Genomic DNA, 14691 nt, shown 5'->3' on the forward strand with positions numbered 1-14691 from the left:
TCCTGATCAGGGCTACACTCGGGTACATGATGCATCCCGCTGACCTGCCGGAGACGGTATCCGTTTTCCCATTGCCCGGGGCGCTTTTGCTGCCCCGGTCTCGCTTGCCGCTACATATTTTTGAGCCGCGTTACCTGCAAATGCTGGACGACGCGCTGAAAACGCCTGAACGGCTAATTGGAATGATCCAGCCGAATCCGTGTCAGTCCAACGAAAGCAAACTGCATCAAATCGGCTGTGCCGGGCGTGTGACGCAGTTTTCTGAAACCGAAGACGGTCGGTACCTGATTACACTGTCCGGCGTCTCACGTTTTCGGATCAAGTCCGAGTTGGATGCGTTTACGCCTTATCGCCGCTGTGCAGTTTCATGGGACGGGTTTGACCGCGATCTCGGCAAGGCCGAAGCGGACAATGCGTTCGATCGGTCGCGGTTTTTGGATTTGCTCGAACGGTTTTTTTCCTCGCGCCAGCTTTCGACCGACTGGGACACGTTGAAGGATGCCGATGACGAGCTGCTAGTGAATTCTCTGTCGATGCTGCTGGATTTCGATCCCGAAGAGAAACAGGCGCTGCTTGAGGCACCTTGCCTTCGCACGCGCCGCGAGACATTGGTGACATTGATTGAATTCGCCATGCGGGGCGGATCGAGCGAGGAAAAACTGCAATGACCGAAGCCGAACACCCATTTGATCGTCACATGCTTGAGGCGCTGATCTGTCCGCAGACGCACACCACTTTGCATTACGACGCCGAAAAGCAGGAATTGGTGTCCAAAGCTGCCAATCTGGCCTTTCCAATCCGCAACGGAATCCCGGTCATGCTGGTGGATGAAGCGCGCGAGCTGGATTAAATCGCGCGCCCTTGCAGAAGTTTCGGCAGATCTCCGGTCAGCCCGGCGGCCTCACGTACAAAGCCGCGACGTAGCCCGGGGACCGAGCCGACGATCTCCATCCCGATGTCGCGCCCGAAGCGCAGAATGGGGTTGTCGTTGGAAAACAGCTTGTTGAACACATCCGTCGCCATGGCCAGCGCCGCCGTGTCGAACCGTCTCCATTCCTGATAGCGCTCCAGCACCAGAACTGATGCGATATCCTCGCCGCGCCGTCCAGCCAGTGTCAGAACTTCCGCCAAAGCGCCTACGTCGCGAAGACCTGCATTCAAACCCTGACCTGCGATTGGGTGCATGCCGTGGGCGGCGTCGCCTACCAGCGCCATACGGTCACCGATGAAGGAATTGGCGATGGTCAGGTTCAATGGATAGGTGAACCGGTCACCCTGCAGACGGATGTCCCCCAGAAAATCACCAAATCGCGGGCGCAATACCTGCAGGTAATCCGTTTCGGGCATGGCGTTGATGTGCTGCGCCATTGCGGTGCGCTCGCTCCAGACGATTGAGCTGCGATTGCCGGTCAGCGGCAGAATCGCCAAGGGGCCGGCGGGCATGAAGAACTGATGCGCCACGCCATTGTGGGGCAGGTCATGCTCAATGGCACAAACCAACGCGGTTTGGCCGTAATCCCAGCCGGTGCGCTTGATCCCGGCACGCACGGCGGTGCCACTGCGGCGCCCGTCACAGCCAACCAACATTCCGCCGGTCATGGTCGTGCCATCATCCAGCGTCAGCGTTACGCCGGTATCATCAGAGGCCTGCGCGACAACGGTTTTGCCGCTGATCTGCGTGATGCTGTCCTGCTCGACCATGGCATCCAGAAAGGCCCGGCGCAGGTGGCGGTCTTCGACCATGAAGCCCATTGGGCCTTCTTCGATCTCGGCATGGTCGAAATGCAGGAAAAACGGCGATGGGCCGGCACCGGAATGCCCATCGGTGACCTTGATATCAAGCATGGGCTGGGCATGTTCCGCTACCCTGTCCCAGACACCGATCGCATCCAACAACCGCTGCGAGGCCAGCGCCAACGCATAGGCGCGCCCGTCAAAAGCCGCGTTTTTTCGGGCTTTTTCGGCCAATGCGTCGACGACGGTGACAGAATGCCCTGTCTGGGCCAGTGCCAGGGCCAGGGCGGGGCCGTTCAGGCCGCCGCCTACGATCAGGATATCCGAGTTGTGTTCCATGGCCTGCAATATGCGCGCCCTTTCGGGATTGTCCATGTGCGGTCCTGTCGCTACCGTCCCTCAAAGTGCTTTTTCCAGAGGGGGCAGGGATGCAGGACTGGCTGACCATGACGGCGTGTGATCTGGGTCGGGGTATCGGCATGGGACAGATCGATCCGGTTGAATTGACCGAGACTTATCTGGCCGCCATCGACGCGCATCCGCACCGCGACAGGATCTATGCCCGCGTTACGCATGATCGTGCTAGGGCCGAGGCGCAGGCTGCGCAGGAGCGCGCCAATCTGGGCCTGCGGCGGTCCCTGCTGGATGGTGTGCCGATCAGCTGGAAAGATCTGTTCGATACCGCCGGCACAGCGACTGAGGCAGGCTCGGCCTTGCTGAAAGGCCGGGTTCCCGAAATGGACGCGGTCGTTGTGCGTAACGCCACCGCCATGGGCACGGTCTGTCTGGGCAAGACGCATATGAGCGAGCTGGCCTTCTCAGGCCTTGGCCTGAACCCGATCACTGGCACGCCCCCATGCATTGACGATGAAGACGCCGTATCCGGAGGCTCTTCTTCGGGCGCGGCCGCATCGGTGGCCTGGGGCCTTGCCGCCTGTGGGATCGGTTCGGATACGGGCGGGTCAGTGCGCATCCCAGCGGCCTGGAACAATCTGGTCGGGCTGAAAACCACCGCCGGGCGTGTCAGCCTTGAGGGTACAGTGCCCTTGTGTCTGCGGTTCGACACTGTTGGTCCACTGACCCGCTCAGTCGAGGACGCAGCTCATATGCTGGCCTTGCTGGAGGGGCGCTCTCCGCCGGATCTTCGCGGTGTCAGCCTGAAAGGCCGCCGCTTTGCCAATCTTCAGACCGTGGCGCAGGACGACCTGAGGGATGAACCGCGCAAGACCTTTGAGGATGGGTTGGAAAAACTCACCGAGGCCGGTGTCGAGATCGTTCCGCTGGACGTCCCCGAGCTGCACGACGCCATGGCGCTATCTGGCGTTCTCTACACAACCGAAGCCTATGGGCTGTGGCGCGATGTGATCGAAGCCAATCCCGATGCCATGTATCCCGAGATTCTGGAACGGTTTCGGTCGGGTCAAAACGCGACGGGTGCCGATTACATCGCTGCCTGGTCCAGGCTAAAAGCCTGTAGGGCTGCATGGGATGCGGCAACATCGGGGTTTGATGCGGTGCTTGCGCCCACGGCCCCCATTCTGCCGCCGAATCTGGATCGGTTGATGAATGATCATGACTACTATGTCACGGAAAACCTGCTGGCTCTTCGCAACACTCGTATCGGCAATCTGATGGGGCTGGCTGCACTGACACTGCCGACCGGAATACCCGGGTGTGGCGTGATGATGATGGGATATCCCGGCTCGGAAGAGGCCCTGTTACGGCTGGGATCAGCCGCCGAGGTGGCGTTGGCCTGAATGCCACAATCCCCTGAATCGCCACCTCTTTGTCTGGACGAAACCGCGTGCGACCTGTAATCTGTCTTTAAAACGGGGCGAAATGATCCCGGTATTGAGGCAGTAGTTATGAATTTCCCCGAACGGTTTTCGGACCTACCGGAATATGCATTCCCGCGTCTGCGCACCCTGTTGGATCATCACCAGCCGGGTGGCGAAGTGATTCACATGACCATTGGTGCGCCGATGCATGATTTTCCGGCGTGGGTCACCGATGTGATCACAGAAAACGCGGCCGGGTTTCAGGGATACCCACCCAATGAAGGTTCGCCCGAATTGCGCTCAGCGATTACAGGCTGGATTGATCGCCGCTATGGCGTTTCGATGGACCCCGACACCAATGTGATGGCGTTGAACGGCACACGCGAAGGCCTGTACAACGCGGCGATGGCACTGTGCCCCGAGCAGAAAAATGGCGAAAAGCCCGCCATTCTGTGCCCGAACCCGTTCTATCAGGTTTACATGGTAGCCTCTCTTTCGGTGCGGGCCGAGCCGGTTTTTGTGCCTGCAACAGCCGCCACCGGTCACTTGCCGGACTATGCCAGCCTGCCTACGGATGTGCTGAACCGCACTGTTGCGGCCTATATCTGTTCTCCGGCCAATCCGCAGGGCGCGGTCGCCTCGCGCGATTATTGGGTCGAACTGATCCAACTGGCCGAGACCTATGATTTCCGCATCTTCGCGGATGAGTGCTATTCCGAGATCTACCGTGACACGGCACCAACCGGTGTACTGACCGTTGCGCAGGAACTAGGGGCCAATCCGGAGCGGATCACCTTGTTCAATTCACTGTCGAAGCGGTCCAATCTGGCTGGTCTGCGCTCGGGCCTGATCGCGGGTGGTCCCGAGACCATCAAGAGGGTCAAGCAGTTACGCAACTACGCAGGTGCGCCTTTACCGCTACCTTTGCAGGCTGCCGCCGCAAGAGTTTGGGCAGATGAGGCGCATGTTGTCGAGAACCGCGCGCTGTATCAGGAAAAGTACACCATTGCGGATGAGGTTTTCGCGGGCGTGCAGGGCTATATGCCGCCTGAAGCCGGGTTTTTCCTGTGGCTGCCGGTCGAAAATGGCGAAGAAACGGCATTAAGGCTGTGGCAGGAGACCGGAGTTCGGGTCTTGCCGGGCGCATATCTTTCTCAAGGTGATCCGAGGCAAAACCCGGGCGAACAATTTATCCGGGTCGCAATGGTGGCCCCAAAAACAGAGTTGCGGCAGGGGCTGATTACGCTCCGTGACTGCATCTATTCGTGAGGTACGAGGGCAAAATGGCATCATATAACGCGCGCAACCGCGATCCATTGCTGGACAGCACGACACAGGCCGCCATCGAACGGCGCAGCAAGGAACTGATCGGGATCGCCCTGATCCTGCTTGGGCTGGCTTCAGCCGCGATGATCTGGTCCTACACGCCGGATGATCCGAACTGGATGGTGTCGACAGACGCGCCAGTGCAGAACTGGATGGGGCGGATCGGTGCGTCGATCGCCGCGCCACTGTTCATGATCGTCGGATGGGGCAGTTGGAGCATCGCGCTGGTGTTGATTGGCTGGGGCGTACGCTTTGCGGGGCACTTCGGTGAGGAACGCGCAGTGGCCCGCCTTATCTTTGCGCCGATCTGGATTGCCATCGTTTCTGTCTACGCCGCGACTTTGGTACCGGGCGAGGTCTGGCGCACGACCCACAGCTTTGGTCTGGGGGGCTTGTTCGGTGATACCGTAATGGGTGCGTTGCTGACACTGCTGCCGATTTCGTCACATTTCATGGTCAAACTGATGTCGCTGGCGATGGCAACTGGCATGTTGGCATTAGGGACATTCGTTCTTGGGTTCACAAAGGCCGACGTGCGCAAGGGTCTGCGCGCCTTCCTGCTGGGTCTTGTTATGTCCTATGACATGCTGATGAACCTTCTGGGTCGCAGTGCATCAGTCACCGCGCAGGCCGCACGCGATCGCCGGGCGCAGTGGGACGAGCGTAAAGCCGCCCGCGCTGAGGCTGCTGAATCCGTGTTTGACGATGATATGGCCTATGCAGATCCGATGTTCGAAGAGCCGGATTTCGAAGAGCCCGAGCCCGTCAAACCTGGCCTTCTGGCACGGATGCCCAGCCTGATCCGCCGTCCGGATCCGATGCCGGAACCGGAACTGCTCGACCGGGACCCGGTTGCCGGATTTGATGAAATGCCTGGTGAAGATCGCATCAAGTCCAAGATTTCCGCAGCCGTGCGCAACCGTAAGGTGGCTACCGGTGAGATGGCACCTGAAGTCGACCCAACCCTGCCTTTGACCAAAGGGCGTGGCCGCGGACCGGACCCGTTGATTCTGAACGCCAGAGGCGGGGAAGAGCTTCCGCCCGAACCACCGATGACCTTGGACGGACTGCCACCCGAGCCGATGCTGACAGCAGAACCTGAACCCGAGTGGCAGCAAGAACCCCTGCATCAGGATTTTGCGCCCGAGCCCGTCTATGAGGATGAGGCCGTATTTGAAGACACGCCCGAGCCCGAACCGGCCCCGCGCCCTGCGATGAAAATTCCAGTGGCCGAACCGCGCAAGCCCGTGGTGGCGCAGCCCGTGCGTCGCGCGCCTGCGCCGTCGCGTCGTGCACAGGCCGAAGCGCAGCCTGGGCTGTCCTTTGAAGACCGGCATTCGGACTTTGAGCTGCCGCCGCTGAGCCTGCTGTCCAACCCTTCCAGTATTCAGCGCCATCACCTTAGCGACGAGGCGTTGGAAGAAAACGCGCGTATGTTGGAAAACGTTCTGGACGATTATGGCGTCAAGGGTGAGATCACCAGTGTCCGCCCCGGCCCGGTTGTTACCATGTACGAACTAGAGCCTGCTCCGGGCCTGAAAGCGAGCCGGGTTATCGGTCTGGCTGACGATATCGCGCGCTCGATGTCGGCACTGTCGGCACGTGTTTCGACCCTGCCGGGGCGCTCGGTGATCGGGATCGAACTGCCGAATGAAAACCGTGAGATGGTGGTGCTGCGAGAAATCCTTGCCAGCCGTGATTTCGGTGATGGTAACCACGCGCTGCCACTGGCGCTGGGCAAGGATATCGGCGGCGAATCCATGGTCGCAAACCTGGCCAAGATGCCCCACTTGCTGATTGCGGGGACAACCGGTTCCGGTAAGTCGGTCGCGATCAACACCATGATCCTGTCGCTGCTGTATAAGCTGACACCGGACGAATGCCGCCTGATCATGATCGACCCCAAGATGCTGGAACTGTCCGTCTATGATGGCATTCCGCATCTGCTGTCGCCCGTTGTAACCGACCCGAAAAAGGCGGTTGTCGCCCTGAAGTGGGTCGTGGGCGAGATGGAGGACCGTTATCGCAAGATGTCCAAGATGGGCGTGCGCAACATCGCGGGCTACAATGGTCGCGTAAAAGACGCGCTGGCCAAAGGTGAATTGTTCAGCCGCACCGTCCAGACCGGGTTTGACGACGAAACCGGCGAGCCAACTTTCGAGACCGAAGAATTCGCGCCCGAGGCGATGCCCTACATCGTCGTGATCGTCGACGAGATGGCCGACCTGATGATGGTCGCAGGTAAAGAGATCGAAGCCTGCATCCAGCGTCTGGCGCAGATGGCAAGGGCCTCGGGTATTCACCTGATCATGGCCACGCAGCGCCCCTCGGTCGATGTGATTACCGGTACGATCAAGGCGAACTTCCCAACCCGGATTTCGTTCCAGGTGACCTCGAAAGTCGATAGCCGAACTATTCTGGGCGAAATGGGGGCCGAGCAACTGCTGGGGCAGGGCGATATGCTGTATATGGCAGGCGGCGCCAAGATCACCCGTTGCCACGGCCCGTTTGTTTCGGACGAGGAAGTCGAGGAAATCGTCAACCACCTGAAACAGTTCGGCCCACCGGACTATGTGAACACCGTACTGGACGGCCCATCCGAGGATAAAGCCGACAACATCGATGCCGTATTGGGCCTCAACACCGGTGGCAACACCAACGGGGAAGACGCGCTATACGATCAGGCGGTGGCGATCGTGATTAAGGATCGCAAATGCTCGACCTCGTACATTCAGCGGAAACTTGCCATTGGCTACAACAAAGCTGCGCGACTTGTTGAGCAAATGGAGGATGAAGGCGTTGTTTCGTCGGCAAATCATGTCGGGAAACGCGAAATCCTCGTACCTGAACAATAGGATATTTAATAACAAGGGCAGAGCGCTTATCTGGGAACTTATGAAACAGATTGCCTTTGCCCTTGCTTTGACACTCGCCGCGCCTGCGGCCTGGGCGGCTGATAAGCTGCCGTTGTCCCAAATCTCAAACTACCTCAATGGCCTCAAAACCGTTGAGACCACGTTCACACAAGTCAACGATGACGGCTCGCTGAGCACCGGAAAGCTGTGGATAGAACGCCCCGGTAAGATGCGGTTCGAATATGACCCGCCCAACAGCGCTGTGGTTCTGGCGCGTGCAGGTACGGTGCAGATCTTTGACCCAAAATCGAACCAGCCGCCGGAGCAGTATCCGCTAAAACGTACCCCGTTGTCGCTGGTGTTGGCGCGCAACGTCAATCTGGGGCAGGCGAACATGGTGGTTGCCCATGATTTTGATGGGACGGCCACGGTTGTTACCGCTCGGGACCCAAAAAATCCCGAATCCGGCCGGATTGAACTGATGTTTACGGGGGACCCGATCGAGCTGCGCAAATGGGTCATTCACGACAATGCCGGCAGTCAGACGACCGTTCTGCTGGGGCAGCTGAGTACCGGCGGAAATCTCAGCAACGATCTGTTTTCAAGATCAAAAAGAAGCGGGTCAGGCAATCGCTGACCCGCAATCTTGTCAGTAGCGGCAGTTCGCCAGCTGCGCCTGATAGAGCTTGGCGCGTGCATCCACGTCATTGGCGACGTTCAACAGCCAGGATTTGCTGTTATGGCTGCCGCGGGCAAAGCCGGTGTGCCCCTCGTGATAGGCCAGATACTGGTTGCGCGTATCTGTGGGGTGAATACCGTTCCGCTGATGGGTTTTGTTCATGTACCAGCCGATGAAATCTGACGCATCGCGGATGCGGTCCCGCTTGGCGCGACGCTTGCCGGTCTCTTTACGATATTCATCCCAGGTGCCGTCCAGCGCCTGACTGAAGCCATAGGCGCTGCTTTGACGGCCCATCGGGATCACGCCCAGAACGTATTGATGCGGTGTGCGTGCGTCGTGCTTGTAGCGGCTTTCCTGATAGATCGTCGCCATCTGAACGTGAATTGGGACGCCCCATTTCCGTTCGGTGCTTTTGAACGCCTTGATAAAATCAGGCCGTTCGCGCGCAATGCTGCACGCGTCGTTCAGTCTGCTCGGTGGCTGTTTGGACCCGCCACCACAGGATGCCAAAAGCAGCACCCCAAGGAGTACAAAGAAAATTCTGCTCATGTGCCTCGTGCCTTTTTTCTTTATTCTAGCGCAGATTGAGAGTTTAGGAAATCACAATCGTTATAGAACAATCGCTAGAATTAAGGGCAAAGCGCCCACGGACAGCACCGTTGACACCATAACCATCCCGGCAACAGCGTCTGAATCTGCGTCAAATCGCTCGGCCAGAAGGTAGGATGTCACCGCGACCGGGGTACACATCTGCAGGACCAGTACGCCAAAGGCGATGGAATCCAGATCAAAGACGCGCGCGATTGCCCAGCCCAGCCCAAAGCAGACAAGCAGTTTTAGGCCTGATAGCCAGATTGCCTGACCCAATTTGCGCGTTGTCAGCCTTGCGATCGCGACACCTACTGTAATCAGCATCATCGGGACTGCCATCTGGCCCAGCAACTCTAGCGTGTTGGTCAGGAACAAAGGCGTTTCCCAATCTTGCCACAAAAACAAGGCCCCAAGCAGGGTTGCCCAGACCATCGGTTCACGCGCGGCTTTACCGAATGCACCCTTCCCAGCGACAAGGTAGATGCCATAGGTGAAGGAAAACAAAGCGGTGATGGCCAGGAAAATGACCGCAAATCCCAAACCAGCCTGGCCAAACGCAAAAATGCATAGCGGCAGGCCCAGATTGCCAGTATTTCCGAAAATTAGCGGCGAAAGGTAGGTACGGCGGTCAAGGCCAGAAAGTCGAACGAAAACGCCAAATGCTACGGCCAGCCCAACATGACCCGCTATTGCGGCCAGCGTGAAACGCGTCAACTCTCCTGCCGGAATCTCGGTCTGCATCAGCGCTACAAATATCAGGCTGGGCACAGCAAGCGTCACGGCAAGGCGCGTCACAAACTCCAAACGATACTCAAAACCAAGTATGACCCAGGTGAATCCGATGCTTGCCAGCAGGAAAACCGGTGCCACAATTTCGAACACTGTCAGTAAGATGTTCACAGACTGTTTCCTTTAATTTCCGATCAATGATTGGCATTCCGGCCCGGAAAGAGGTAGTAAGATCTCTGGGGGCTGAGATAATGCTGAAGACAAATGCCAAGTACCGCCTGGGACAGGTGGTCCGCCATAAAAAGCATCCCTTCCGAGGGGTGATTTTTGACGTGGACCCGGAATTTTCCAACACAGAAGAGTGGTATCAGGCCATTCCCGAGGACAGCCGCCCCATCAAGGATCAGCCGTTTTACCATCTGCTCGCAGAAAACGACCAATCCTTCTATGTGGCTTATGTTTCAGAACAAAATCTGGTTGCCGATCAATCCGGGGAACCGGTTGAGCATCCTGATATTCCTGACATGTTCGGTCCTTTCGAGAATGGCGCGTACCCGCTGCACTTTAATTTGAACTAAGTGATTTGGTGCGCCAGATTGCGCGCCCTGGTGGTCAGTAACCTAATGCACAACCGTCTTTTCTGGGGTCACTTGCGCCTTCCAGAACACCATCTGTGCGGATTCGGATTGCTTGCGCTCCGCCAAGGGGCGTTTCTGGAACCTGAACGTTGTGCCCAAAATCGCTCAATTGTTGAGATGTGCTGGGCGGAATTCCGCGTTCAAGTTTCAGAACGCCGCCGTCTGCAAAGGCGCGCGGGGCGTCCACAGAGGCCTGCAAACCCAACCCATGATCAGTGAGGTTGGACAATAGGCGTGCATGGCCTGTTGGTTGAAAAGCTCCGCCCATCACGCCAAATGGCATGAGCACACGGCCATCCTGTTTGAGCATACCGGGAATGATAGTGTGCATCGGGCGTTTGCCCGGGCCAAGCTCGTTTGGGCGACCGGCGCTCAGGTTGAAGCCTGAGCCCCGGTTTTGCAGCAAAATCCCGTATTTTTCCGATGCGATGCCAGACCCGAAGCTGTGAAATATGGAATAGATCAGCGAAACGGCCATCCGATCCCGGTCAACAACCGTGATATAGACCGTGTCCTTATGAATGGATTCGGTTAGTGGGGCCGCCGCTGGCATGGCGCGCTTGGGGTCAATCAACGCGGCCAGCTTATCCGCCACGCTCTGGTCGAGGAATCGTTCAGCGTGGGTTGTGTGATCGGGGTCCGCAATGAACCGATTGCGCGCGTCATAGGCGAGTTTCGAGGCCTCGGCCTCAAAATGGATGAGCTCTGGGCCAAATGGGTCAAGACCGGCCAAATCGAAGTTCTTTAGGATGTTCAAAAGCAGGATTGCAGTCGCACCCTGTCCGTTTGGCGGGTGTTCGACAAGATCGATGCCGTTGTAGTTTCCGGTGACAGGCTGGGATTTTGTGCATTGCGTGGCCAGAAAATCCTCGGCCGTGTGAACACCACCCAATGCTGTTAGGGCGTCAATCATATCCTGTGCAATTTCACCGGAATAAAAGGCGTCACGACCATTGCGTGCAATCTGGCGCAGAACCTCGGCTTGCCCTGGCACGCGAAAGACCTGACCTGTTTTCGGCGCTTCGCCGTCAGCCAGGTAGTGCCTGCGCGCTGCCCCCTGCAGCGTGTCAGCCCCCGTTTTCCAATCATAGGCGACCCGGGGTGCGACCGGGACACCGGCCTCGGCATAGTGAATGGCAGGTGCCAGTATCTCATCCAGCCCAAGCCTGCCCTCGGTTTCTGCCAGATGGCAAAAGGCATCAATCGCACCGGGAATGGTCACCGCATCGGGTGTGTTCAACGGCACTGTATCCAGCCCCTCGGCCCGCAACTTGTCCGCATTGGCAGCCGCCGGCGCGCGCCCGGATCCGTTCAGGGCGCGTATCTGATCTTCGCCTGCGCGGTTGAACAGGACAAAGCAATCGCCGCCGATGCCCGTCATCTGTGGCTCGCAAATGCCCAGCAGCACAGCGCCTGCGATGGCAGCGTCCATGGCATTGCCGCCTTGCTGCAGGATGTTTACGGCAACTTGCGCGGCCAGAGGATGCGATGTGGCGCACATTCCCTCGGTTGCCAGAACTTCGGACCGACCTGGAGTGTGAAAATCCCGCATAGCTTTGCCTTCCCCTTTTGAAAACGCCGAACGTAAAGCGCGGTCAGGGATTGTCTAGTCACATCAGCGGGAAGGGAGATCCTCGGCGCCGTTCACTGGGTGGGGGCTGTGACACTAGGCGCCGAGGGAAGCTATCTGAGCTACAGATATCTTTTTGCCCTTTGTTTGCGGCGCGCCAATGGTGCGATCGGGGCCTTTATGTGGCCTTTTTGGGTCCGGCGGAGGGGTTTGGGAAGTCAAACCGCAGTGACAACCGGTTGCAGCCATTGCGATGCTCATAGCGAATGTCGCTGGTCAGTTCATGGATCAGGAACCAGCCAAACCCGCCTTCGGGTAACTCATCGAGCGTCGATCCCAAGGGCGCAGGCACACCATCCGGCACGCGAAATCCGGGCAGAGGATTCCCAGTGTCAGAGATCAGAATATCCAGCCAGCTTTGATGCAGCCGACAATGCACCCTGACCTTGGCCGGAGTGACGCCCGCATAGGCATGCTCGACCACATTGTTGATCGCCTCGGCCAGCGCGATTTTAACATCGCTCGCCTTGTGTGACGGCAGGCCCTGCACCTCAAGCCCTTTGCTAAGCTGGGCGATGCCAGCGCTGGCTTCGGTTTCCGTGGCAGCAAAGCTCAGATCCAAGCAGTTCCCATTCCCCATGGACATCGCGCCTATTCAATCCGTGTATTCATTCCGCCGACCGTGCAAGGGCGTCGTCCAGGGTCTGGTAAAGATTGAAAACCGTATCCATACGGGTCAGCCGAAACACCTTTTCGACAAAAGGGTGTAGTCCTGCCAAATCCAACCTGCGGTCGCTGCCCAGTTGCTTCATCGACGCGACGATGGCCCCCAGGCCGCTTGAATCGATGAATTCGACCCCCGTCAGGTCCAGGACGACGCGCGGCGCGCCACCGTCGGCCTCATTGCGCATGTCTTCCTTGAACTGAATTGCCATTGCGGCATCGATACGGTCAGAATGCACCGTTATGATCTGCGTTGTTTCTGTTGTTTTACTGGTCAGGGCCATGCGCGCGGGCTCTCTAAACTAAAAATCGCTCGTAGAAATACGCTAGACGGCAATTCTTACCATTCGGTATCCATCTCAGTAGAAAAGCGGAGGAGCATCCAAATGAAACAAGTCGTTATCGCTGGCGCAGCACGTACCCCGATGGGTGGGTTTCAGGGGATGTTCGATACAGTGACAGCAGCCGATCTAGGCGGCGTTGCGATCAAGGCCGCGCTGCAGGGTGCAGGGACAGAGACCGTCGACGAAGTTCTGATGGGGTGCGTCCTGCCTGCCGGGCAGGGCCAGGCACCGGCCCGTCAGGCCGGTTTCGCAGCTGGGCTGGGCGACGACGTTCCGGCCACGACGCTCAACAAAATGTGCGGCTCGGGTATGAAAGCAGCCATGATGGCTTACGATCAGATTGCATTGGGGCACGCGGACACAATGATCGCAGGCGGGATGGAGAGCATGACGAACGCGCCATACCTTCTGCCCAAAATGCGCGAGGGCGCGCGGTTGGGTCATGCGCAGGCAATGGATCATATGTTTCTGGACGGGCTCGAGGACGCCTATGACAAAGGTCGCCTGATGGGTACATTCGCTGAAGACTGCGCCGAGGCCTATCAGTTCACGCGCGAGGCGCAGGATGAATACGCGCTGCGTTCTTTGTCGAATGCGCTGGCCGCACAGGAAAATGGTGCATTTGCGGATGAAATCACGCACGTCTCGGTCCGCACTCGCAAGGGCGAAGTCACCCAGTCCGCGGACGAGCAACCGCTTTCTGCGCGGCCCGAGAAAATCCCAACGCTCAAGCCGGCCTTTCGAAAGGATGGCACCGTCACGGCTGCAAATTCTTCTTCGATTTCAGATGGTGCTGCCGCGTTGGTACTGGCATCGGAGGACGCGGCACAGGCGCAGGGCCTGAGCGTCCGCGCCCGTATTGTCGGCCACGCCAGCCACGCGCAGGCTCCAGCGCTGTTTACGACCGCACCAGTTCCAGCCGCGCAAAAATTGCTGACCAATATCGGTTGGTCGAAAGAAGATGTTGACCTGTGGGAGGTCAACGAAGCCTTTGCCGTCGTCCCGATGGCGTTCATGCACGAGATGGGTCTGTCCCGCGACATCGTCAACGTGAACGGCGGGGCTTGCGCACTTGGGCATCCGATTGGTGCGTCGGGTGCACGGATCATGGTCACCCTGCTGAACGCGTTGGAAAAGCGAAACCTGAAACGCGGGGTGGCGGCCATCTGCATCGGCGGCGGCGAAGGCACGGCGATAGCCATCGAACGCGTTTGACGCTTCACCTTTTTCCAAATACTCCGGAGCAAAGCCCTGCCACGAGTTCCGACATGACAGCTGATTACGATACACTTGCCAAGACCATCGCCGCACTGACCGAGGGTGAAACCGACGACGTGGCCCTGATGGCCACCATCGCGTGCGAGGTGCATCATTCCGATGATCGTTTTGACTGGACAGGGTTTTATCGTGTCACCGAGCCGGGGCTTTTGAAGATCGGACCTTATCAGGGTGGGCACGGTTGTCTGGTTATCCCGTTCGACCGCGGTGTCTGTGGCGCCGCCGCCCGCACGGGTGAGGTACAGTTGGTGCCGGATGTGGATGCGTTTCCGGGCCATATCGCCTGCGCATCTTCGACCAGATCCGAGGTGGTGCTGCCTGTGCACAACGCCGCCGGTGACGTCATTGCGGTTTTCGATATCGACAGCGATCAACCCAACGCGTTCAATGAACAAGACGCAAGGCAACTGAGCGGAATTCTGTCCAGCGTATTCGCCAAATAA

Annotated in this window: 15 protein-coding genes; 9 read left to right on the top strand and 6 right to left on the bottom strand. The window is 58.3% G+C overall.

The window, feature by feature from the left end; translation table 11 throughout:
- The first annotated feature begins 26 nt into the window (after positions 1 to 26).
- Both AC2FJF_RS17840 and AC2FJF_RS17845 read left to right on the top strand, forming a co-directional pair.
- Positions 27 to 668 (top strand): LON peptidase substrate-binding domain-containing protein, encoded by a 642-nt coding sequence (locus AC2FJF_RS17840; protein WP_496722019.1) that lies wholly within the window; start codon positions 27 to 29, stop codon positions 666 to 668.
- Positions 665 to 850, top strand: coding sequence for a Trm112 family protein (locus AC2FJF_RS17845; protein ID WP_109310669.1), 186 nt, complete (start codon positions 665 to 667; stop codon positions 848 to 850). The genes AC2FJF_RS17840 and AC2FJF_RS17845 overlap by 4 nt, the downstream gene beginning before the upstream one ends.
- On the opposite strand, the gene AC2FJF_RS17850 is transcribed toward AC2FJF_RS17845, so the two are convergent.
- Complete coding sequence (locus tag AC2FJF_RS17850) at positions 847 to 2109, bottom strand: FAD-dependent monooxygenase (protein WP_496726570.1); 1263 nt, start codon at positions 2107 to 2109, stop codon at positions 847 to 849. The two genes, AC2FJF_RS17845 and AC2FJF_RS17850, sit on opposite strands and share 4 nt — an antisense overlap.
- 53 nt (positions 2110 to 2162) lie before the next feature.
- Between AC2FJF_RS17850 and AC2FJF_RS17855 the strand changes: the two genes are divergently transcribed.
- From AC2FJF_RS17855 to AC2FJF_RS17870, 4 genes are all read left to right on the top strand, one after another.
- Complete coding sequence (locus AC2FJF_RS17855) at positions 2163 to 3491, top strand: amidase (protein ID WP_496726571.1); 1329 nt, start codon at positions 2163 to 2165, stop codon at positions 3489 to 3491.
- Between the two features lie 108 nt (positions 3492 to 3599).
- Positions 3600 to 4781, top strand: coding sequence for an aminotransferase class I/II-fold pyridoxal phosphate-dependent enzyme (locus AC2FJF_RS17860; protein ID WP_496726572.1), 1182 nt, complete (start codon positions 3600 to 3602; stop codon positions 4779 to 4781).
- 14 nt (positions 4782 to 4795) lie between these two features.
- Complete coding sequence (locus AC2FJF_RS17865) at positions 4796 to 7693, top strand: DNA translocase FtsK (RefSeq protein WP_496726573.1); 2898 nt, start codon at positions 4796 to 4798, stop codon at positions 7691 to 7693.
- Positions 7694 to 7733: 40 nt separating this feature from the next.
- Positions 7734 to 8330: a LolA family protein gene (locus tag AC2FJF_RS17870; RefSeq protein ID WP_496726574.1), complete on the top strand. Its 597-nt coding sequence runs from the start codon at positions 7734 to 7736 to the stop codon at positions 8328 to 8330.
- A 12-nt stretch (positions 8331 to 8342) separates the two neighbouring features.
- On the opposite strand, the gene AC2FJF_RS17875 is transcribed toward AC2FJF_RS17870, so the two are convergent.
- The gene (locus tag AC2FJF_RS17875; protein WP_496726575.1) at positions 8343 to 8924 is read right to left on the bottom strand and encodes a transglycosylase SLT domain-containing protein; all 582 of its coding nucleotides are present in this window, start codon (positions 8922 to 8924) and stop codon (positions 8343 to 8345) included.
- Between the two features lie 60 nt (positions 8925 to 8984).
- On the bottom strand, positions 8985 to 9866 hold the full coding sequence (locus AC2FJF_RS17880) for an AEC family transporter (RefSeq protein WP_496726576.1): 882 nt from the start codon (positions 9864 to 9866) through the stop codon (positions 8985 to 8987).
- A gap of 80 nt (positions 9867 to 9946) precedes the next feature.
- Between AC2FJF_RS17880 and hspQ the strand changes: the two genes are divergently transcribed.
- Positions 9947 to 10273: a heat shock protein HspQ gene (hspQ, locus tag AC2FJF_RS17885; protein WP_108861127.1), complete on the top strand. Its 327-nt coding sequence runs from the start codon at positions 9947 to 9949 to the stop codon at positions 10271 to 10273.
- Between the two features lie 34 nt (positions 10274 to 10307).
- Here hspQ and AC2FJF_RS17890 read toward each other — a convergent pair whose 3' ends face one another.
- From AC2FJF_RS17890 to AC2FJF_RS17900, 3 genes are all read right to left on the bottom strand, one after another.
- Positions 10308 to 11885, bottom strand: coding sequence for a gamma-glutamyltransferase family protein (locus AC2FJF_RS17890; protein WP_496726577.1), 1578 nt, complete (start codon positions 11883 to 11885; stop codon positions 10308 to 10310).
- A 196-nt stretch (positions 11886 to 12081) separates the two neighbouring features.
- Positions 12082 to 12543: an ATP-binding protein gene (locus AC2FJF_RS17895; RefSeq protein ID WP_496726578.1), complete on the bottom strand. Its 462-nt coding sequence runs from the start codon at positions 12541 to 12543 to the stop codon at positions 12082 to 12084.
- Positions 12544 to 12571: 28 nt separating this feature from the next.
- Positions 12572 to 12910, bottom strand: coding sequence for an STAS domain-containing protein (locus AC2FJF_RS17900; protein WP_496726579.1), 339 nt, complete (start codon positions 12908 to 12910; stop codon positions 12572 to 12574).
- 102 nt (positions 12911 to 13012) lie between these two features.
- Here AC2FJF_RS17900 and AC2FJF_RS17905 point away from each other — a divergent pair, with 102 nt between their 5' ends.
- Both AC2FJF_RS17905 and AC2FJF_RS17910 read left to right on the top strand, forming a co-directional pair.
- Entirely contained in the window at positions 13013 to 14185 is a 1173-nt protein-coding gene (locus tag AC2FJF_RS17905) for a thiolase family protein (RefSeq protein ID WP_496726580.1), read from the top strand.
- Positions 14186 to 14238: 53 nt separating this feature from the next.
- Positions 14239 to 14691: a GAF domain-containing protein gene (locus AC2FJF_RS17910; RefSeq protein ID WP_496726581.1), complete on the top strand. Its 453-nt coding sequence runs from the start codon at positions 14239 to 14241 to the stop codon at positions 14689 to 14691.

Source organism: Ruegeria sp. CDSB013 (assembly GCF_059611165.1).